Annotated in this window: 13 protein-coding genes and 1 riboswitch; of the genes, 10 read left to right on the forward strand and 3 right to left on the reverse strand. The window is 62.1% G+C overall.

Features of this window, described 5'->3' with window-relative positions:
- Positions 1-187: 187 nt before the first annotated feature.
- From IQ35_RS06845 to gcvPB, 7 genes are all read left to right on the forward strand, one after another.
- Entirely contained in the window at positions 188-2,086 is a 1,899-nt protein-coding gene (locus IQ35_RS06845; protein ID WP_145072345.1) for a tetratricopeptide repeat protein, read from the forward strand.
- A gap of 10 nt (positions 2,087-2,096) precedes the next feature.
- A complete protein-coding gene (locus IQ35_RS06850) occupies positions 2,097-3,254 on the forward strand; it encodes a deoxyguanosinetriphosphate triphosphohydrolase (protein ID WP_145072346.1) in 1,158 nt (385 codons plus the stop codon).
- Positions 3,255-3,294: 40 nt separating this feature from the next.
- Positions 3,295-3,618 carry a hypothetical protein gene (locus IQ35_RS06855; protein WP_021247385.1) on the forward strand — a complete coding sequence of 108 codons (324 nt, stop codon included), beginning with the start codon at positions 3,295-3,297 and terminating at the stop codon, positions 3,616-3,618.
- A gap of 58 nt (positions 3,619-3,676) precedes the next feature.
- A riboswitch (glycine riboswitch) is annotated at positions 3,677-3,779 on the forward strand.
- Between the two features lie 174 nt (positions 3,780-3,953).
- Positions 3,954-5,111 carry a glycine cleavage system aminomethyltransferase GcvT gene (gene gcvT, locus IQ35_RS06860; RefSeq protein ID WP_145072347.1) on the forward strand — a complete coding sequence of 386 codons (1,158 nt, stop codon included), beginning with the start codon at positions 3,954-3,956 and terminating at the stop codon, positions 5,109-5,111.
- Between the two features lie 21 nt (positions 5,112-5,132).
- Positions 5,133-5,504 carry a glycine cleavage system protein GcvH gene (gcvH, locus tag IQ35_RS06865; protein WP_021247383.1) on the forward strand — a complete coding sequence of 124 codons (372 nt, stop codon included), beginning with the start codon at positions 5,133-5,135 and terminating at the stop codon, positions 5,502-5,504.
- Between the two features lie 49 nt (positions 5,505-5,553).
- The gene (gene gcvPA, locus IQ35_RS06870) at positions 5,554-6,912 is read left to right on the forward strand and encodes an aminomethyl-transferring glycine dehydrogenase subunit GcvPA (RefSeq protein ID WP_145072348.1); all 1,359 of its coding nucleotides are present in this window, start codon (positions 5,554-5,556) and stop codon (positions 6,910-6,912) included.
- Positions 6,909-8,480, forward strand: coding sequence for an aminomethyl-transferring glycine dehydrogenase subunit GcvPB (gene gcvPB / locus IQ35_RS06875; protein ID WP_145072350.1), 1,572 nt, complete (start codon positions 6,909-6,911; stop codon positions 8,478-8,480). Before gcvPA ends, gcvPB begins: the two co-directional genes overlap by 4 nt.
- A gap of 107 nt (positions 8,481-8,587) precedes the next feature.
- Here the strand turns inward: gcvPB and IQ35_RS06880 are convergent, their stop codons facing one another.
- A complete protein-coding gene (locus IQ35_RS06880) occupies positions 8,588-9,310 on the reverse strand; it encodes a hypothetical protein (RefSeq protein ID WP_145072352.1) in 723 nt (240 codons plus the stop codon).
- A 492-nt stretch (positions 9,311-9,802) separates the two neighbouring features.
- On the opposite strand from IQ35_RS06880, the gene IQ35_RS06885 reads away from it, so the two are divergent.
- The 3 genes from IQ35_RS06885 to IQ35_RS06895 all read left to right on the forward strand — a co-directional run bounded on the left by IQ35_RS06885 (position 9,803) and on the right by IQ35_RS06895 (position 17,779).
- Positions 9,803-14,686 (forward strand): autotransporter outer membrane beta-barrel domain-containing protein, encoded by a 4,884-nt coding sequence (locus tag IQ35_RS06885; protein ID WP_199739924.1) that lies wholly within the window; start codon positions 9,803-9,805, stop codon positions 14,684-14,686.
- 109 nt (positions 14,687-14,795) lie between these two features.
- Entirely contained in the window at positions 14,796-16,322 is a 1,527-nt protein-coding gene (locus IQ35_RS06890; RefSeq protein WP_158636604.1) for a class I SAM-dependent methyltransferase, read from the forward strand.
- Positions 16,323-16,855: 533 nt separating this feature from the next.
- Positions 16,856-17,779, forward strand: coding sequence for a hypothetical protein (locus IQ35_RS06895; protein ID WP_145072358.1), 924 nt, complete (start codon positions 16,856-16,858; stop codon positions 17,777-17,779).
- Here the strand turns inward: IQ35_RS06895 and IQ35_RS06900 are convergent.
- Both IQ35_RS06900 and spt read right to left on the reverse strand, forming a co-directional pair.
- Entirely contained in the window at positions 17,736-19,709 is a 1,974-nt protein-coding gene (locus tag IQ35_RS06900; RefSeq protein WP_376699473.1) for an ATP-binding protein, read from the reverse strand. The genes IQ35_RS06895 and IQ35_RS06900 overlap by 44 nt on opposite strands.
- A 140-nt stretch (positions 19,710-19,849) precedes the next feature.
- Complete coding sequence (gene spt, locus IQ35_RS06905) at positions 19,850-21,079, reverse strand: serine palmitoyltransferase (RefSeq protein ID WP_145072362.1); 1,230 nt, start codon at positions 21,077-21,079, stop codon at positions 19,850-19,852.
- Positions 21,080-21,104: the final 25 nt, after the last annotated feature.

Raw genomic sequence — 21,104 nt, forward strand, 5'->3', positions numbered from 1 at the left:
GACGGACATCTGGCCGCAAAACCGCCGCAGGACGCAGGGTTTGCAAAGGATGCAATCCGGATCGACAAGCTCAGAGGCGCGGGCAATCCGCGCCTCTTTTGCGTGCCGTCGATTGTCTGGCGCGATCCGCCGCGCTTTTTCCCGTCGTCAATTTCCCATTCACGGCGCGATCCGCTAAGGGATATATGTGACACGATATCATCTATGGATTCTGGCGTCCCTCCTACTGGCGGGAACGGCCCATGCCCAGTCCGATCAGGCGCAACTAGTTCGCTCATCCGACGCCGCCGATCTCAATAGTCATTTGTCGCGCCTCGCCGCCAATCCGCGCGACGTGAGTGCCCTGATCGGCGCCGGGGAAGCGGCGCTAGCGCTGGACGATCCCCGCGCCGCCGCCGGTTTCTTTGCTCGCGCCGATGCCGTCCAACCCAGCAATGGCCGAATCAAGGCCGGGCTGGGCCGCGTGATGCTCAAGATGCAGAATCCGGCGGAGGCGCTGCGTCTGTTCGATCAGGCCGCACGAATGGGTTATCCGGACGCCGGCTTCCTTTCCGACCGCGCGCTGGCCCGCGATCTCACCGGGGATCAGGCGGGCGCACAGCGCGACTATCAAACCGCGCTGCATCGCACGCCCGACGATCCCGAACTGATCCGCCGCTATGCCGCGTCGCTTGGCATTTCGGGACAGATCGACGCGGCCGACAAGGTGCTCCAGCCGCTGCTCTACAAGAGCGACCGGGCGGCATGGCGCTATCGGGCCTTCATCCTGGCGATGAACAACAAGCAGGCGGATGCGAAGAAGATCGCGGACGAAACCATGCCCCGCCAACTTGCCAGCGCCATCCTGCCTTATATGCAGAAAATGCCCAATCTAACGGCGGCCCAGAAGGCGGCCGCGGTGCATTTCGGCCATTTCCCCACCAATGTCGGCGCCCGGATCGCGACCGTTACGCCGACCCCGCCCGCCACTGGAGCGAGCCAGGCCGTGCCCGTGGCTCCCGCGCCGGCTCGGCCGGATAGCCGGACACGCGGCGGAACGCAGCGTGGCGCAACAAGAATGGCGCAGGCGACCAATCCGCCCGTTGCGACCCCGTCCGCCGCAACGCCTGTTGTGCCGATGGTCGATCCCTATCGCACGGCGCAGCGCCAGGCCGTTCCGTCCCAACCCTCCGGCGCTGCCGTGACCCGGCCGGCTCCGCAGCCTCAGCCCATGCGGCAGGCGGAAGCTCCATCGCCTGCGCCGGGCTTTGAGTCGGCGGCCGCCCCGCGCGCACCGGAGGCTCCGGCGCAGCAGGCCGTGCGTCAGGCCCAGGTCGCGCCTGCCACTCGATCGACCGGAACCGTGCAGGGGCCGCCTGCGCCGGGATTTGAGACCACCCGAATCGCACCCGCGCCGGCGGCTGCAACATCTCAGCCCAGCCCGCTGAACACCGTGACGCTCGCCCGTGCCTCCGCTCCGGCCGCGCCTCAACCGGCGCAGGGTGCGACGCCGCCGACGGGGCCAGTTGCGCTGCCTGCGGCACAGCCCGCCTCCGCTCCGACGCCGCAGCCCAATCCGGAAGCCACGCGCTCGCTGGCGGACATCATCCGCGCCATCGACGTGCCGGATTCCGAACTGAAGCCCAGCGTCGCGCCAGTCGATCTGGCGGAGGTGGCTGCGTTGCAGGCCGCTCGCCGCGCCGAACGCGAAGCCGCCGCTGAAAAGGCGAAGGCGGCCGCCGACGCGAAGGCCAAGGCGCAAGCAGACGCCAAGGCGAAGAAGGAAGCCGAGGCGAAGAAGAAGGAAGCGGAGGAAAAGAAGCGCCTTGCCGCCAATCCTTCCCGCAACTGGGTGCAGGTCGGCACCGGATCGGACAGGAGCGCGCTGGCTTTCACCCTGCGCGGGCTTCGGAAGAAATATGACGATATTGCCCCGCAGGACGGCTGGATCGCCAGTTGGGGCCGCACCAATCGCCTGCTGATCGGCCCCTTCGCCAGCTTCACCCGCGCCAAGGCGGTGGAATCGAGCCTCAAGAAGGCGGGCGCCGACGTCTTCGCATGGCAAAGCGGCGCGGGAGAGGTGGTCGAACGGGTCGGAGGCAAGTAAAGGGGCGTCCATGACGACGCTCGCGCCCTATGCTTCCCGTCCCGATCACAGCCGGGGCCGTCTCCATAGCGAGCCGGGGGGCGAGGTGCGCGGGCCGCGCGACCTGTTCCAACGCGACCGCGACCGGATCATCCATTCCATCTCGTTCCGCCGTCTGCGTCACAAGACCCAGGTGTTCGTGTCCCCCGACGGCGATCATTTCCGCGTCCGCCTGACCCACAGTCTGGAAGTCGCGCAGATTGGCCGCACCACCGCGCGCACGCTGGGCCTCAATGAGGATCTGACTGAGGCGCTGTGCCTGGCCCATGATATCGGCCATCCGCCCTTTGGCCATGCGGGCGAGGATGCGCTGGAAGCGGCGCTGGAGGATCAGGGCGGGTTCGACCACAACGCCCATACGCTCCGCACGCTGATGCTGCTGGAATCGCCCTATCCCTTGTTCCGGGGCCTCAATCTGAGCTGGGAAATGCTGGAGGGCCTTGCTAAGCATAACGGTCCCGTCGACCGTCCCGGCTGGGCCATGCGCGAAGTCGATGCGCTCTTCCCGCTGGATCTTGCCAGTCATGCTTCGCTGGAGGCGCAACTGGCGGCAATTTCGGACGATATCGCCTATGACAATCACGATATCGACGATGGGCTGCGCGCCGGGCTGCTGACGCTGGAGCAGTTGCTGAGCGTGCCGCTGGTGAAGATGTCGTGGGACCGGGTGCGCGCCCGCTATCCCGATGTGCCGGAGGAAAGGCTGCTGCGCGAACTGGTGCGCGAGCAGATTGGCGTCATGGCGAACGACCTGATCGCCGCGACCCGCGCCAATATCGCGCAATCGGGTGTCGAAACGGTGGAGGATGTGCGGCGGGCGGGCCGTGCGCTGGTCGGCTTTTCGCCGGAGCTTGCCGCGCAGGAGCGCGAACTCAAGCGCTTCATGTATGCGACGCTCTATCACCATCCCGAACAGCTTGCCGCCGCCGAGCGTGCGCGCGTGATCGTCACCGGCCTGTTCCGCGCCTATCATGACCAGCCTGGCCTGATGCCGCCCGAATGGCGCGACGATTGCGTTCTGGAGGAACCGCGGCGCAGTCGCCACATCGCGGATTTCATCGCCGGCATGACCGACCGCTACGCCCAAAAGCGCCATGCGGAGATATTCGGCAAGATCGCCTCCGCCTGACGCGGTTGAAAGCGGGAGCGGCCATGCCCAACTCCCGTCCATGACCCTCCATCCGCAAATCGCCGCGCTTGCCGCGCAATTGGAGGAATTGTCCGCTCTGCTGCGCGGCCATGGCGACCGCTGGTGGTCGGCGAAGATCGACCTGTGCCGCGGCCTGATCACCGATTCCAACTTCACCGGGGTCGAGAAGTTCCTGGCGCTGCTCAATGGCGCGGGCGGTTTCGCGGATTTCAAACTGCGCGACGGGGAAGGGGCGTTGCTTCCCGATCATCTTCGCCTTGTCGAACTGCGGCAGGCGGCGCGCACGCTGGCGGAGCGGCTGGCGCGGGAAGAACGCTCCACCCCTGATCGCATGAGCGATTGACGCCGCCGGGTAATTTGCGCAATGCATGATGTGTCTCCAGCGCCGAAGACTCGGCGCAGGGCATGATGCGGGAGAGCATGGCGGGCCTTTCAGTCCAGACGCCGTCGCCGAAGGAGCAACCGCCCCGGAATCTCTCAGGCTGAAAGGACCGCATCATGGGCAGGCACTCTGGAAAGCGGATGGTTCGTTCCATCCCACCGAAGGGGTAAGCCATCGGGTCGAAAGACCAGTGGTCAAAGCTCTCAGGTTCCGTGACAGAGGGGGTGGCAAGCGCGCCGGGGCCATCGGGTCTCCCCGCGCCTGTCGCCACGCACTCATCACGGAAAGGCCGCCCCATGACCGGCAAGGAAGACGTCGCCACCATCGAAGAGGAACTTCCGCCCGGCACGCTGCCGCTTGATGCCTGGCATCGCGCCCGGGGCGCCCGCATGGTCGTCTTCGCGAACTATCACATGCCGATCCAGTATGAAGGCATCATGGCCGAACATAGCTGGACCCGCGAACATGCGGGCTTGTTCGACGTCAGCCATATGGGCCAGCTCAGCTTCTCCGGCGAGGGCGTGGACGAGGCGCTGGAACAGTTGCTGCCGAGCGACATCAAGGGATTGAAGCCGTTCCGCCAGCGTTATTCCATGCTGTTGGACGAGGAAGGTGGCATTCTCGACGACTTGATGGTGTCGCGCCTTGACGGCGGGGCGTTCGACGGCGCGGACATCTATATGGTCGTCAACGGCGCGACCAAATATGACGATATGGGTTGGATGATCGAGCATCTGCCCGACGAAGTCACCATGAACCATATGGACGAACAGGCTTTGCTGGCGTTGCAAGGCCCCGAAGCCGGGGACGCCCTCGCGACGCTGATCCCCGAAACCGCTGGTCTTTATTTCATGCAGTCCGGCCCTTTCACCTGGCGCGGCGTTCCGTTGTGGATCAGCCGGTCGGGCTATACCGGCGAAGACGGCTTTGAGATCAGCATCCCCGCTGACAATGCGGAGCTGCTCGCCGATGCGCTGGCCGCCTTGCCGCAGGTGAAGCCCATCGGCCTTGGCGCGCGCGACTCGCTGCGGCTGGAGGCGGGGCTGCCGCTCTATGGCCATGACCTCGACCCGCGGGTGAGCGCCATTGGTGCGGACCTTGGCTTTGCCATCCAGAAGCGGCGGCGTGAGGAAGGCGGCTTTTTCGGCCATGCCCGCGTGATGAAGGAACTGGCCGATGGCCCCGGTTCCAGGCGCGTCGGCCTCAGGGTCGATGGCCGCCTGCCGGCGCGGGAAGGAGCGCCGATCTTTGCGGGCGATGTGATGGTGGGCGAAGTCACCTCCGGCGGCTTTGCGCCGACCTTGGGCGCGCCGATCGCCATGGGCTGGGTCAGCCTGCCGCACAGTGCGCTCGGCACGGCGCTGGAAGTCGAGGTGCGCGGCAAGCGTATCGTCGCGACCGTTGCGCCGATGCCCTTCGTGCCGCACCGTTACCGCCGTCAGAAATCTGCCTGAATTCCGAGGGGAGTTGAGATCATGAGCCGTTATTTCACCGATGAACATGAATGGATCGACGTCGAAGGCGAAATCGCCACTATCGGCATCACCGACTATGCGCAGGAACAACTTGGCGACATCGTGTTCGTCGAATTGCCTGCCGAAGGCGCGACCTTCGACAAGGGCGACGATGCGGCCGTGGTGGAATCGGTGAAGGCCGCTTCCGACGTCTACGCGCCCATTTCGGGCGAAGTCGTGGAAACCAATGGCGCGCTGGAGGACGAACCCGCCCTCGTCAACAGCGATGCCGAGGAAGACGGCTGGTTCTTCAAGCTGCGCGTTACCGACGCCAGCGAACTGGAAGGGCTGATGAACGAAGCGGCCTACAAGAAGTTCGTGGCCTCGCTTTAAGTTTACCGTCGTTCCTGCCCTTGGAAGGCAGACGCCGTAGGAAAAGATCATGCGCTACCTCCCCCTTACCGACGCCGACCGGCAGGAGATGCTTTCCGTCATCGGTGCGGCCAGCGTGGACGACCTGTTCGTGGACGTGCCCGCCGAAGTCCGGCTTCCCGGCCAGATCGCGGGCCTGCCCGATCACGCTGGCGAACTGGCCGTCGAACGCCATATGGACAGGCTGGCGCGGCAGAATCTGTCGGCGGGGGAAGCGCCCTTCTTCCTGGGCGCGGGCGCATACCGCCATCATGTCCCCGCCAGTGTCGATCACCTGATCCAGCGCGGCGAGTTCCTGACCGCCTACACGCCTTATCAGCCGGAAATCGCGCAGGGCACGCTCCAGGTCCTGTTCGAATTCCAGACGCAGGTGGTACGCCTGCTGGGCTGCGATGTGGCCAATGCGTCGATGTATGACGGCTCCACCGCCTGCTGGGAAGCGATCGGCATGGCCCGGCGCATCACCAGGCGGGGGAAGACGCTGCTCTCGTCGGGCCTTCATCCCCATTATGTCTCGGTCGCCAACACCATGGCGAAGTTCACAGGCGACGCGCTGGTGCACGAAGCGCCCAGGCTCGACGCCGCGACGGACATCGGCGCGCTGATCGCCACCATCGACAAGGAAACAAGCTGCGTCGTCGTCCAATATCCCGACATATTGGGCCGCATCGCCGACCTGACCCCGCTCGCCAACGCCGCGCATGAAGCGGGCGCATTGCTGGTCGTCGTAGTGACTGAACCCGTCGCCCTGGGAGCCATCACCGCGCCGGGCCATATGGGCGCGGACATCGTGGTGGGAGAGGGCCAGTCGCTCGGCGTCGGCCTGCAATTCGGCGGACCCTATCTCGGCCTGTTCGCGGCCAAGCAGAAATATGTGCGCCAGATGCCGGGACGACTGTGCGGCGAGACGGTGGATGCGGCGGGCCAGCGCGGTTATGTGCTGACGCTTTCGACCCGCGAGCAGCATATCCGCCGCGAAAAGGCGACATCCAACATCTGCACCAATTCCGGCCTCTGCGCGCTGGCGTTCAGCATCCACATGACCTTGCTGGGCGAAAAGGGGCTGCGGGAACTCGCGACGCTCAATCATGCGCTCGCCTGCCAGGCCGCCGACCGTCTCACGCAAGTGCCGGGCGTGAAGCTGCTCAACGACGCCTTCTTCAACGAATTCACGCTCATTCTATCCAAGGACGCGCGCGACGTTGTCCGCGACTTGGCCGGCAAGGGCGTGCTGGGCGGCGTGTCGCTGGGCCGCCTGTTCCCGGACGCGCCGGAGATTGGCAACGGCCTTGTGGTTGCAGTCACGGAAACAGTGACGGTGGAGGATATCGAAGCGCTCGCCAAAGCGCTGGAGGAGGAACTGGCATGACCATGCTCAAGGAAGGCCGCCCCACCGCGCCGCAAGCCGTCCGGGAAGAGCATATGGCTCCCGCGACCGCCACGGGAAACCGCGCGCTGATGCTGGAGGAACCGCTGATCTTCGAGATCGGGTCGAACGACACCACCGGCGTCGATTTCGCCGCGGCCCCGAAAGCCGTAAGCCGTCTCGGCAACTTGGCGCGCAAGGATGCCATCGGCCTGCCGGGGCTGTCCGAACAGGAAACCGTGCGCCATTACACCCGCCTGTCGCGTCAGAACTACGCCATCGACCTGGGCCTGTTCCCGCTCGGCTCCTGCACGATGAAGCATAATCCGCGCCTCAATGAAAAGGTCGCGCGGATGCCGGGATTCGCCGATCTCCACCCCCTCCAGCCGCAATCGACGGTGCAGGGCGCGCTGGCGGTGATCCATGAACTCGCCCAGTGGCTCATCACCCTCACCGGGATGCACGGCGTCGCCATGAGTCCGAAGGCTGGCGCGCATGGCGAGCTGTGCGGCCTGCTTGCGATCCGGGCTGCGCTCGAAGCGCGCGGCGATGCCCGCTCCGTCGTGCTGGTGCCCGAAAGCGCCCACGGCACCAACCCCGCCACTGCTGCCTTCTGTGGCTACAAGGTGGAGGATATCCCGGCGACCCCGGACGGCCGCGTCGATCTGGCAGCGCTGAAAGCCCGGCTCGGCCCGGACGTGGCGGCGGTGATGATAACCAACCCCAATACCTGCGGCCTGTTCGAGCGCGATCTCAAGACGATTTCCGAAGCCGTCCATGCTGCGGGGGCCTTCGTCTATTGCGACGGCGCGAATTTCAACGCCATCGTCGGCCGCGTCCGCCCCGGCGACCTGGGCGTCGATGCGATGCACATCAATCTGCACAAGACTTTCTCCACGCCCCATGGCGGTGGCGGTCCCGGCTCCGGTCCGGTGGTCCTTTCCGAAGCGCTTGCGCCCTTTGCACCACTACCCTTCGTGGAGAAACAAGGCGACAAGTTCGTGCTGGTCGAAGAGGAAACGGTTGAGGACCATCATGGCCGCAGCTTCGGACGCATGGTCGCTTTCCACGGCCAGATGGGCATGTTCACTCGCGCGCTGGCCTATATCCTCAGCCATGGCGCGGACGGCCTGCGGCAGGTGTCGGGCGATGCGGTGCTCAACGCCAATTACATCCTGCGCAGCTTGGCTGACGTGCTGGACGCGCCCTTTGGCGGCAGCGGTCCTTGTATGCATGAGGCGCTGTTTAGCGACAAGGGGCTGGCTGAAGGCTTCACCACGCTCGACATTGCCAAGGGGCTGATCGACGAAGGCTTCCATCCGATGACGATGTATTTTCCGCTGGTCGTGCATGGCGCGATGCTGGTCGAGCCGACCGAGACGGAAAGCAAGGCGGCGCTGGATCAATTCATCATGGCGCTGCGCAGCCTGGCCGAACGCGCCAAGGCGGGGGATGAGGCGTTGAAGGGCGCGCCTTATCACGCTCCGCGCCGCCGTCTGGACGAAACGCTGGCCGCACGCAAGCCGGTGCTGGTCTGGACCGAACCGGAACTAGCGGAAGCGGCAGAATGACGAAGCGGCCGTAGCCGCAGAGGATGGCTCCGGTTCCGCCCGAAAGGGCAGGGTAAAGCCTTTATCCTGTTCCCGCGGCTATCGCAGTTTCGCAGTTGTGGACAGTGTCATATGCCGTCATCGTCCAGCATGGCGATGATCGGGAAGATATGAGCTATTTTGCTCCGATGGATGGAAACGGTTATGCCGTCCCGATATTGGATCAAGCCGATCAAATTGCGGTCGCGCATACGCAATCTGCCGACGGTCCATAATGATTGGCCTTTATCGCCGCGCAATTGGACCAACACGTCCGTGTCTATCGAGGCGGGCTTGATTCGATCCATGATAACCCGTTCGCCGGCGCGAAAGCGCGGCTCCATGGCTTCGCTGGGAATATAGATCGCAAAATAGCGTTCCGGGTCCGTCTGGGCGAAAGGGATCGGCATATATGCCGCAGGACGGGAAAAATCCCCTTCCCAAAGCTCCAGTTCCTTTGAAAGCGGCAGGCCATTTTCCTCTGGGAACAGAAGGGCTGTGCCGTAAACGGGGATTACATTATGCGATGGGGCGGCAAAGGGAGTTGCGCGTTCCTTGACGATCGATGACGGAGTAGGCGAATCCCCATATTCCGAAGCTGCCGTGAAATCATCCGGGAAAGCCGTCTTGAGCTTGGCAATGCTGCGCGCCGACAGGGAATAGTCGACGGACGGAACCGGATAAATCCGTGTCAACGTGGACGGCGCCAAACCGGCGCTGCGCGCAATTTCCGTCGCTGATAAACCCGTTCGATCAACGAGGCGGCCTATCAGATTGCGCGCTTTTTGCTGGTCCCATTCATAATCGAACATAGTTTCCTTTGCGCCCGTTTTTTGGCCCCGCAGCGCCGAAAACGGCAGCGCATCTGATGCCTTTTGGCGGGAAATATGTGTGTTAATGGTCCAACACGCAAATTGACCCCGTGCACATTTCGCTTATTTGCGTTTGCGCGCTAGGGATATTCGATAATATGTTGTAATATAACGATATTATTCCATTTTTATATGAGATGTGCGAACATATGTACGCCTAAACCAAAAAATCGTTTGCGAAACAGTGCGATAGATAATATCCGATTTGCGTAGATTGCGGCGGTGTGCGTTTCACGTGCGCTCCGGAATGTGGGGCTTAGAGAAAGGGGGCATCATCATGCTCTAGACTTGTTCGCGGCTTCATTTGTGAGGGAGCAGCGCTGCTTGAAGCATGCCTGCCGCATTTCTGCGCGAGCCGCCGTCGTGGGTTCGTAAGACCGAGTTAGGGGAAAGTGAATGAGAAATAGTTCCAAGTTCAACCGGAGGCTGCTCGTGTCGGCTTCCATACCGGCGGCACTGCTTGTCAATGCTGGCGTAGCCTGGGCGGCTCCCGCTACGGTCGACGTGACCGCATCGGAGACGGGTGCAGCCGTCGATGCGAAGATCGTTACGGCGATCACCGCGCCCGCCAATCCCGATCTGACCGTGACGATTGGAACGGCTGGAGAAGTGACCGGCGGTTCTATTGGTTTTGACGCCACGGCTTACGCCGCTGGTGAAGGCGATGGCGCCATCATCGTCAACAATAACGGCAAGGCTGCCGGGTTGGATTTCGGCGGCGTGGGCGTCGTCAAGGCCGGAAACACCTTCACGGTTGTCAATAAGGGCGAAGTTGATGGCGACATCAATGCGTATAACTTCGGTGGTGCGGTTTCGATCACCAATGAAGGGAGCGCTGGCGATGTAGATGTCTCCGGTTCGCTCGGTGATGTCACCATCGCAAATGCGGCCAAGGCGACGGTTGATGATTACATCACTGTGCATGGCGACGGCGCGGTTTCGATCACAAACGACGGTAAGGTGGGCGATGGCGTCCATGGCCATTCCACGGGCGATGGCACCGTTGAAATCACCAACAACGGCACTATCGGCGATTATGTTGAGGCATATGCTGACGGCAAGGGTGCGGTAACGGTTGCCAACAAGGGTGAGATCGGCACCTATGTTGACGCCGAGTCGAATGAAGGCGCCATCGCGATCACGAATGATGGCAAGATCGGTGGTTATGTTTCTGCTGGGGCCGAAGACGGTGCGGTTTCGATCGCCAACAGCAAGAGTGCCCAGATCGGCCAATTTGTCCAGGCGGGTTCGGATACCGGTGATGTGAAGTTCGTCAACGAAGGCGTCGTTGTCGGCACAACCGAACTGAGCAGTTCCGACAGCGACACGGCGGCGCCGGTTGTTGCTGGCGACACGACGACGACGGTGACCAGCGCCACGGGCGGTTCGGTCGAAGGCACCTATGCGGGCGTCAACGGTCAGTTGAACTTTGGCGGCGCGCCCGGTGGTGGCGATATCTATCAGTCAGCCGATAAGGACAGCACGGCGACCGTGACCGGCAAGGTTTACGGTAGCCTTGAGTCCGATGCTGGCTCCAACGATGTCACGAATGTCGTAACGACCAAGGTTGGTGTGGCGCCTGCCGGCGACGGCACCAAGGTGGACACCACGGCCACCAGCAATCAATATGTTTCGACGGCGGGGACCAGCAAGGTCGATGTCATCGGCGCTGGCAGCCTGGTCAGCGGCGACGTTGATTCTTATGGCACGAAGGCGAGCGTCGTGACCGTCGATGGCGGCACGGTGAACGGCGGCATTGATTCCGGCAGCAGCTCGTATGACGATACATATAAGAGCAGCAAGGTCACAACCGGAACCTACAAGGCTGGCGTTCTGGAATCGACCAATATTGTCAACACGGCCTATGATAACTCCTATACCTATACCGGCGGCGATGCGACCGTCACGGTGCAGGGTGCTGGCCATGTGGGCGGCGATATCGATGTCGAGGGCGCCAATTCCGCTTTGGCGGTGATCGGTGCGAAGGCGAAGGCCGACGGCAATGTGTTCGTCGACACCGTATATAATGATTACAGCGAATCGAGTGTCTCTAACGCCACGGTCGATAAAGCGGGTGACGGCACTGTAACCAACGTCGACAGCCAGACTTGGGCAGCGTCCAAGGTCGATGGTAATGCCACGCTGCAAAATGCTGGCCGGATCGACGGTTATGCAGAGGTCGAGGCGGCGCATGGTGACGCCACGGCAACCATCACCGGCACGATCGGCGGCAGCGTTTATGCCAGCACCGGCAATGGCTCACTTCTGGGTTCCGAAACGATAACCGCCGAATTGGACATCAAGGGCGGCGCTCCGGATTTCTCCACGCCCAAGCTCACGAAAGAAAGCGATCTTTCCAGCTTCGGCGGTGAAGCGACCATCCTCGTCGATACGGCGGCGACCTTGCAGGGCAAGGGCGTGCCGAGCGTCGGCGGCGATGCCTATGCCAGCGGTCTTGGCGGCGCCACCGTCACCATCAAGGCGGGCAATGAGGTCGGCGGCAGCGTTGGCGCGATCAGCGAGGGATATCGCGAGCAGACCAAGGAAGTGCAGGACGTCGCTGCCGACAGCTTCGAGCGGAGCGCAACCTACACGGCATTGGGCGGCAAGGCTGTCGTTTCCAACGACGGCAAGGTTGGCGGATCGGCTTATGCTTCCGGTCTGGAATCTGCTTCGGTCACCAACAGCGGTCAAATCCTGAATGGCGTCGGCGTCTACTCGCTGGGCGTCGAAGGGAACTCGACCCTGACCGACACCGATGCCAGCACCGCCACCCTGCGTAACGTGGTCGCGGAAGTGACGGTCACGCCGGTTGGCGGCGACGCCAGCCTGACCAACACCGGCCTGATCGTGGGCGGTGCGCAAATCGCTGGCGCGACGGGCACCGTGACCAACAGCGGTATCCTCAACGGCACCACCTATCTCGGTGAATCGCAGTATAGCGGCTCCGCCAAGGTGGATGCGACGTTGACCACCACGACCGTCACGGTCGATCCGGTTGCGGCTTCGCAGGAATATACTGTGAACCAGAACGGCGTGTCCGGCGGCTTCTCGGTCGGTGGCGCGACCACGACGCAATACGACGTGTATAGCGAACTGGCCGGCCTGGTGTCCGGCCGCGGCGTGACGATGACGCCTGACGATGTCGATCCGACCAAGTTCGACCTCATCGTCGGCGGTGAAAAGGCGGTCAAGACTGCCGATATCAAGGCGACTATCAACCTGAACAACGGGTCGATCACTCTGGGCGACATCGATGCCCAGCGCGACGATAGCGGCGCGTTCCTGACCGACACGACCGTCAACCTGAACGGCAGCGGCTTCCTGGGCGCCAGCGAGTTCAAGACCAAGACGTTCGCCGGTGACTACACGCCTGTCGCGTCGCTGCCGGAAAATGCCAAGGCTCTGTTCGGCACCACCGCCGTTCGCGTTCGTGGCGTCAACACGCTGAACAAGGAAGGCGCGGGCACGTTCGTCATCCATGGTGACGAATATTTCCCGGCAGACGGCGCTACGCCTGCTGCATGGACGCTGGACGTCGGCAACTTCAACATCAAGGCTGGCGAAGTTCAGCTGAGCGTGCACGATAATGCTTCGTGGGACGATGTTGATCCGGTATTCGGGATCAAGGGCAACATCAACAATGATGCCACCCTTGTGCTGGGACGCCGCGCACCGACCGTCATCCAGAATGTCGGCAGCAGCATCACCAGCGCTGGACCTGAAGTGATCGACGGCATCACCATCCATCAGCAGGGCAACTACAACCAGAGCGCCACCGGCACGACGGTCGTAGGCATCAACCCCTCACTGGTCCGCTTCGGCAACCTGTCGATCAACGATGGTGGTTCCTCGACGGAAATCCTGGGTCCGATCACGGGAAGCGTGAGCATTCCTTACTTCACCACGGTGGATAAGGCCGGTGTTGCTTCCACCCCGTCGTCCGTCACGGTCGATGGCGACCTGAACCTGGCCGGTAAGGTGGCGGTCACCGTTTCGAAGGACAGTCTCTATTCGAACGGCGACGGTTACACTCTCTTCACCTATACGGGTGACGGCGACGTAACGGCGACGGTGGATACGTCGATCAGCTCGAACTTCGTGAAGTTCGGTCTGACGCATGACACAACGGCCAAGACGGTGAAGATCGCCGCCAATCGCCTGAGCTATGCGACGGGTGCGACCAACCCCAACGCCGCTTCGGCTGCGGTGGGTCTGGACAGCGCGCTTGCCGACGTGATCGCCAAGGTGAAGGCGGATGCCGCTGGCGGCGCTGCTTTCTCCTCGGTCACGGACATCGCCAATGCTCAGGACATTGCGAACATCGCTGCTGGTCTTGACTGGCGCCTGAACGCTGCACAGGCGGCCCAGGTCTTCAACGAGCTTTCCTCGGCTGAGATCTACGGTTCGCTTGCTTCGGTGGATCAGAACTCGGTGTTCAACAGTTCGCTGAACCGCCTGACCCAGCGTCGGGGCTATGGTGAAGCGCTGGGCACCCAGCTCTGGTTCGATCCGTCGGCCAGCTTCGTCAAGACGGGCGGCACCAAGTCCGGTGCGTCGAAGATCAAGACGAACAGCTATGGCGGCGCCTTCGGTATCGACGTGGCCTATCAGGACAATGGCGCGGTCGGCATCGGCTTCGGCTACGGCCAGCATGATGTGAACGCTCGCGGCACGCCTGAAAGCGCTCAGGTCCGGACCTACACCATCGGCGCTTATGCAACGCAGGGCTTCGGTCCCTTCTACGGCAACCTCAGCTTTGCCTATGGCTTCTCCAAGTTCGAGGTGGAGCGTGATCTGACGATCCTCGCCCGCACCATCGAAGGCGATTTCAAGGGCAAGCAGTGGGATGCGGCTCTGGAACTGGGCTATGACATGCAGGCCGGTGGCAATCTGGTCGTCACCCCGTTCGGTAAGCTGGCGGCTCGCCACTGGTCGATGAACGGCTTCACGGAAGAAGGCGGTGCGGGCATCGGCCTGAACGTCAAGGGCGCATCCAAGACTGTCTTCAACCCTGTCCTGGGTGTGAAGGCGGGCGCTCTGCTGGGTGATCCGGAGAAGGTTGCCTACCGTCCCTATGGTAAGCTGCAATACACCTTCCAGGGGAATGTCGGTAACCGTCGCACGGTCCAGTATCTGGGCGGTGGGGATGACTTCCAGCTGCGCGGTGTGGACCCCAACGGTTCCGGTCTGATTGAACTGGGCATCGACGCCACGGTCAACAAGCGCGTCGGACTGTTCCTGTCGGGTGGTCTGGGCTTTGGTGGCCATACGTCCTCGGGTCAGGTCCGCGCCGGTATCAGCTTCGGCTTCTAAAACCCCTAGGGTCGCGGAGGGGGGAGGGCGCGTCGGTCACACGGCGCGCCCTTCGTCTTTGACGAAAGACGGATCGCATACTTTCAATCAATTCGGCGGAAGAATGCTCATGTGGAACGCGGGCTATGTTTCTGAAGTGGATTATCTCTACGGCTATTACCCCGAACTTTCGCCGCAGCGGCTGAAACTGGCGCTTCTTTCGCGCGGGATTCAGCATTCGGTGGGCGAACATCCCAACTATCTGGAATTGGGTTTTGGACAGGGCGTGTCCCTGAATATCAACGCCGCGACGTCGGAAGGGCAGTTTTTCGGAACGGACTTCAATCCCGCCCAGGCCGCACATGCCCGGGAATTGGCGGAGGCCAGTGGGCAGCCGGTCAGAATATTCGATCACGCCTTTGAAGAATTGATGGCAGTGGAAGATCTGCCGCAATTCGACATTATTTCGCTGCACGGCATATGGTCGTGGATTTCGGCGGACGGCCGTCAGTCAATTCTCAACATCCTGCATCGCAAATTGAAGCCCGGTGGAATCCTCTACATTAGCTATAATGTCACACCGGGCTGGTCGTCGGTCGTCCCGCTGCGTCATTTGATGGCACAATATGCCAAAACGGCTGCCAAGGGCGATCTGTTGTCGAGGGTCGATCAGTCCATCGAGTTTGTCGAAAAAGTCATTGAGGATGGCGCGTCCTATTTTTCGGCCAATCCTGCGCTTGCTCATCGGCTGGAAGCGATCAAGGGACAGGATCGCAATTATATAGCGCACGAATATTTCAACACATTTTGGGACCCCATGCCGTTTTCCGCGGTCGCGGAAATTTTGGAAAGCGCAAAGCTCGGTTTCGCTGCTTCCGCCAATATATTGGATAATATCCCTTCGATCAGCACGCCGGAAAAAGCGCGCCCTATCCTCGCACGGATCGATGATGTCAAATTACGTGAAACCACGCGCGATTATTTCGTCAATCAACAGTTTCGCCGCGATATTTTTGCCCGCGGCGTTCGCGTCATGTCGCACTATGAATTACTGGAAATTGCCGGGCAGCAATATTTCATGCTCCTTGGTGATCCTGCATCTCCACCTTCCAAGATTGTGGCAGGGGCTGGTGAAGCCTCATTGCGGTCGGACATCTATGGTCCGTTGACCGACGCGCTCGCCAGCAGGCTTCTTGAACCGATAAGCGTCGCGGAGTTGGAGGCGTCGCCAGCATGTAAAAAGCTTTCGCGCGCGCAAATCTGGGAAGCCCTGCTCATCCTTATGGCGCAGGGTTTTGTCGCTCCAGTGCAAATTCCGGGGAGCCAAAGCGCCAGCCCCGGCGCCTCACGTAGGCTGAATGCACATATCTGCAAGCGCGCACAATATTCGGGCGATATTCAGCATCTGGCTGCCCCGACCATTGGCTCCGCTTTGCCTGTGAACCGGATCGAGCAGTTGTTCCTCCATGCCATCCATCAGGTTCACGACGATGCACCGGCATTCGTCCAGACCACCCTGACCGCTCAGGAACAGAGATTGGTCATCGATGGCAAGGAAATTGCTGATCCAGAGAAGATGGAGGCTCAACTCAGAAAGATGTTCGTTAATTTCTCTGAAGAAAGATTGCCAGTTTTGAAGGCTGTGGGGGCCGTGTAACACCAGTAATGGTCGAATATATTTTCGATTATTGCTATATTGTGGGGGATGAAAATGGAGAGTCGTCTATTCATATTGGATGTTTCCATTAATACCAAGAAAGATGATCTATACTGGAGGGGGTTGACCAGAATGGCAGGCGATGCTGCTGGTGAAGGAGCGGCGAACAGCCGCTTTCTGTAAGCGGTGCATCAGCATGACCGACCTGCTTTTCTTCCTTGGCGGCCTATTGATGGGCGCCTTCATCGCAGCGGCCATATGTGTAGCTTGGGTATTTCGTATCTGGTCTGAAGACCAGGAAGCATAAGCCCGGCCAACGTGCCTTAAACGAGCATTGGTCTGAATTATTGCCGCCGCTGCGTATCTTTCAAGATATGCAGCGGCGGCAATGAGCGTTGAATGGTAGATCCTTCTTATTGGCAATGCGGGGGCCTTTGCCCTACTCTTCCATCGGCTGCGGCGCGATGGATCGCATCTGGAAATATCCGTCAATATCTGTCCTTGCCGTTCGTCAGGCGTTAAGGAGGGCGACGATGCCCGACCGCCTGCGCTCCCTCGTCGCCCAAGAACTCGCCATGCCGGCCGATCCGCGCGCTGCCGCGATGGCGGTGGGGCTTGCCGCGCGCTACCCGCAAGCGGCGCGCGCGGTGCTCTTCTATGGTTCCTGCCTGCGGGAGGAGAATCTCGACGGGCGGATGCTCGATTTCTACCTGATCGTATCCGCCTATCGCGCCGCTTATGCCAAAAAATGGCTGGCGACCGCCAACCGCTTGGTCCCGCCCAATGTATTCCCCTTTGAGCACAGAGGCCTGATCGCCAAATATGCGGTGCTGTCGGAAGCCGATTTCGCGCGGCTTTGCAGCCTGGAAGCAGACAATGTGTCGGTCTGGGCACGCTTTGCCCAGCCGTCGCGGCTGCTCTGGGCGGCGGATGACCTTGCCCGGCAACGCGCCGTCGCCGCCATCGCCTCGGCCGCGCCGACGCTGCTGGAATTGACCATGCCGATGATGCCGCCGGGAACTGCTCCCGGCATCCTGGAACTGTGGAAAACAGGCTTCACCCTCACCTACAATGCAGAATTGCGGGCGGAGCGGAAGGGCCGATCCTTCTCCATCGTCGATGGCGACCCGGACCGTTATGAGCGCTTCGGCCTGGCCGCTCTGGAAGAAATCGCGCGGCAGCGGGGCGTCGGACCGCATGGCGAAGTGACCGGCGTCCTGGCGCCCGATCAGGCGGCACGCCGCTGGCGCACTTTGCAGCGGCGGGGAAAATGGCTGTCTGTCGTCCGCCTTGCCAAGGCCAGCTTCACCTATACGGGTGGGATCGACTATCTTGCCTGGAAGATCAACCGCCATGCAGGCACCGCGATAGAGATCAAGCCCTGGCAGCGCCGCTGGCCGCTGATCGGCGCGCTTACTCTGCTGCCGCGGCTGTTCCGGGGTGGCGCGATCCGTTGAGCGCGTTGGAAAGCGCCACCGACAGCGCCGCCAGCGTATAGGGTTTGCGCAGCACCTCATATCCTGCGAAATCGGCGCTTTCCGCCGTGTCGCCCGCATATCCGGTCACGAACAGCACGGGCAGATGGGTATAGGCGCGGGACAAGGACCGGATCAGTTCGGGTCCGGTCATATCAGGCATCAGCACGTCCGTCAGGATGAGGCCGATGTCGCGATTGGCCGCCAGCAGCTTCACCGCCTTGTCGGGATGATCGCAGGCGAGCGGCAGGTGGCCGAGTTCCGAAAGGGCCGCCATGGTCTGGCTGAGCACGCGCGGATCGTCCTCCACTACTAGAATGCGTGTCGGTGGGTGGAGGGTGGGTTCGCGTTCGACATCCGGCACGATGCTGTGCAACTCGGTTTCCGCGACGATGCGGCGGGGCAGGTGGATCTGAACCGTGGTTCCCTTGCCCTCCTGTGATTCGATGCGGATTTCTCCCTCGCTCTGGCGCACGAAGCCGAAAATCTGGCTGAGGCCGAGACCGGTTCCCTTGCCCACGGGCTTGGTCGTGAAGAACGGTTCGAACACGCGGGCCAATATCTCCGGCGACATGCCGCAGCCATCGTCCTTCACCGTCAGCGTGACATAGTCCCCGGCAGGGCATTCCCCGACCTCATTCTCGGAAAGGCGGGTCTGGGTCGTTTCGATGGTGAGCTTGCCGCGTCCGTCCATGGCGTCGCGCGCATTGACGCACAGGTTCAGGATCGCATTCTCCATCTGCTGCTGGTCGACGAAGATGCGCCAGCCCTGGGCATGATGACGAAAAGTCACGACGATCTGGTCGCCGATGGTGCGGTCGATCAATTCCTCCATGTCGCCCAGAAGGGCGTCCGGGTCCAGCGCGTTCGGCAGCAGCGGCTCCGACCGGGCGAAGGCCAGCAGGCGGCGGGTCAGCGCGGCGGCGCGATGCGCCCCTTCCATGGCGTTGGCCAGATGCCGGGACGCCTCCTCCGGTTTCAGCCTCAGCTTGCGCTTGGCCAGTTCCAGCCCACCGACGACGACCGCCAGCATATTATTGAAATCATGGGCGATCCCGCCGGTCAATTGGCCGATGGCGTCCATCTTCTGCATCTGGCGCAGATTTTCCTCGACGGCGGCGCGTTCGGCGGTTTCCTTCTTCAACAATTCATAGGCTTCGGACAATTCGATGGTCCGCGCGCTGACCGCCGCTTCCAGCCGATCGGCCCTGTCGGTTTCCGCCTCGGCCAGCCGCCGGGCATTGCGCCGTCCGGTATAGGCGGCGTTGGCCAGCCATATCGCGCACAGCACGCTCACCAGCAGGGTCAGCCCCAGCAGGCGATAGGTTCGGCTGACCCAGGCGCTGCGATCACCGGCGATGCTGACCGCCAGGCTGCGTTCCGCCAGACGCTTGTTCTCCGCCTGTATCACGCTGTCCAGCAGGGTGGTGATCCGTTGCAGGTCTTCCGATTTGCCTGCCTGATGGAATTGCGCGAGCGCTCCCATCTTCTGGTCATAAGTCGTGCGCAGGCCGATCTGGCTCAGCGTCTTGCCGCGGACGATGAAGGCCTGTTGCAACTGCCGGACATTGTCTTGCTGCCAGCCCGATTCCCGCGTGGCATAGATCAACGATTTGATCTGGCTGGCCGCCGTGCGCCACTGGTCCTGAAACAGACGGCCCGTATCCGGGTCCATGCTGATGACGTAGCGGGCCAGCGTCACTTCCGCGCGGGCGGTCGTCGCCTGGAACGTGCGGGCGAGCGCGATGACTTCATAACTTTTCTGCTGTTCCGCCAGCGCCCGCGCGTGGTCGCGCGACGCGCTGCCCGCGCCATAAAGCAGGGCGCCCAGCGCCATGACAAGAAGGATCGCCAATGCCGGGGCGAAGGCGCGCCGAAGCTGCGACCGCCAGCCGGTTCTCTCATCTTCCATGAAATCGCCGTGCGCCATGGTCTGTTACACTAGCCAAACGGTGTTGCGTGCGAAACAGCAACGGTTAAAGGTTGCATAAAAGACTGGAATTTGATCGCGCGCAAGGCTCGTCTGGTCGTGAATTAGCTGGCTCGCGCCGATCAGCCGATGGCGCCGACCGTCCGGCCCGCCGCTTCGAACATGCCGATGATCTGCCCGACCTGCTCGTCGCTATGCTCCGCGCATAGTGAACAGCGCAGCAGGAAGGTGCCCGCCGGAGTTGCCGGAGGACGCGCCATATTGACGTAGAGGCCCAGTTCCAGCAACGCCTGCCATATCGCGACCGCCTGGACCTGATCGGTCAGGATCACGGCGATGATTGCCGACTGCGGCTCCTTCGTCCCCAACGTGAAGCCGAGATCGGTGAGGCCCTTGTGCAGCCGCTTGCTGTTCTTCCAGAGATGCGCGCGCTTTTCGCCCGCGCTCATCAGTTTGCGGATGCTGGTCGCGGCGGTGGCGACCACGCTGGGCGGCAACGATGCGGTGAAGACATAGGGCCGGCAGACGAGGCGCATCACTTCGAACTTCGGGTGGTTGGACACGCAGAAGCCGCCCACCGTGCCGACCGACTTGGAAAAAGTGCCGACGACGAAGTCCACATCCTTCTCGACGCCCTGCTCCTCGTAGACGCCCCGGCCGTTGGGACCGAAAAAGCCCATGCCATGCGCTTCGTCGACCAGGATCATGCAATTGGGATGCTTGCGGACGGCGGCCACCATGGCGGGCAGGGGGGCAACGTCGCCCAGCATCGAATAGACGCCCTCCAGCACCACCAGCTTGAGCGCATCGGCGGGCAGGCGGCCCAGGCGCTTGTCCAGATCCTCGACGCTGTTGTGGCGGAAGCGCACGATTTCCGCGTCGCCCAGGAAGCAGCCGTCATAGATGGACGCATGGCTGTCCGCGTCCAGCACGACATAGTCGCCCTTGCCCGCCAGCGTCGAGATCATGCCCAGATTGGCCTGGTATCCGGTCGAAAAGACCATGGCGGAGGACGTGCCGTAGAACTCCTTCAGCGCCTCCTCGACTTCCCTGTGTCCCTGATATGTGCCGTTGAGCACGCGGCTTCCCGTGGTTCCCGCGCCGAATTCGTCGAGCGCCTTCTTGCCCGCCGCGATGACATCCGGATCGAACGTCATGCCCATATAATTATAGGTGCCGAGCAGGATGGTTTCCTTGCCCTTGATGATAGCCCGCGTGGGGGACAACACCTTGTCCATCACGATGGCGAAGGGATCGCGCACGCCTGTCGCCAGCAGCGCCTCGCGCTCCGCGATCAGGGGGTCGAACTTGGAAAACAGGTCGCGCGTTTGCGTGGCGGTGGCTTGCGTCATCTAAACTATCCCAATATCCGTGCGT

Source organism: Sphingobium wenxiniae (assembly GCF_007830065.1).
Classification (GTDB): Bacteria; Pseudomonadota; Alphaproteobacteria; order Sphingomonadales; family Sphingomonadaceae; genus Sphingobium; species Sphingobium wenxiniae.

Coding starts and splice junctions, on each gene's coding strand:
- IQ35_RS06850 (WP_145072346.1), top strand. CDS start 2,097: ATGACGACGCTCGCGCCCTATGCTTCCCGTCCCGATCACAGCCGGGGC.
- IQ35_RS06855 (WP_021247385.1), top strand. CDS start 3,295: ATGACCCTCCATCCGCAAATCGCCGCGCTTGCCGCGCAATTGGAGGAA.
- gcvT (WP_145072347.1), top strand. CDS start 3,954: ATGACCGGCAAGGAAGACGTCGCCACCATCGAAGAGGAACTTCCGCCC.
- gcvH (WP_021247383.1), top strand. CDS start 5,133: ATGAGCCGTTATTTCACCGATGAACATGAATGGATCGACGTCGAAGGC.
- gcvPA (WP_145072348.1), top strand. CDS start 5,554: ATGCGCTACCTCCCCCTTACCGACGCCGACCGGCAGGAGATGCTTTCC.
- gcvPB (WP_145072350.1), top strand. CDS start 6,909: ATGACCATGCTCAAGGAAGGCCGCCCCACCGCGCCGCAAGCCGTCCGG.
- IQ35_RS06880 (WP_145072352.1), bottom strand. CDS start 9,310: ATGTTCGATTATGAATGGGACCAGCAAAAAGCGCGCAATCTGATAGGC.
- IQ35_RS06890 (WP_158636604.1), top strand. CDS start 14,796: ATGTGGAACGCGGGCTATGTTTCTGAAGTGGATTATCTCTACGGCTAT.
- IQ35_RS06895 (WP_145072358.1), top strand. CDS start 16,856: ATGCCCGACCGCCTGCGCTCCCTCGTCGCCCAAGAACTCGCCATGCCG.
- IQ35_RS06900 (WP_376699473.1), bottom strand. CDS start 19,709: ATGGAAGATGAGAGAACCGGCTGGCGGTCGCAGCTTCGGCGCGCCTTC.
- spt (WP_145072362.1), bottom strand. CDS start 21,079: ATGACGCAAGCCACCGCCACGCAAACGCGCGACCTGTTTTCCAAGTTC.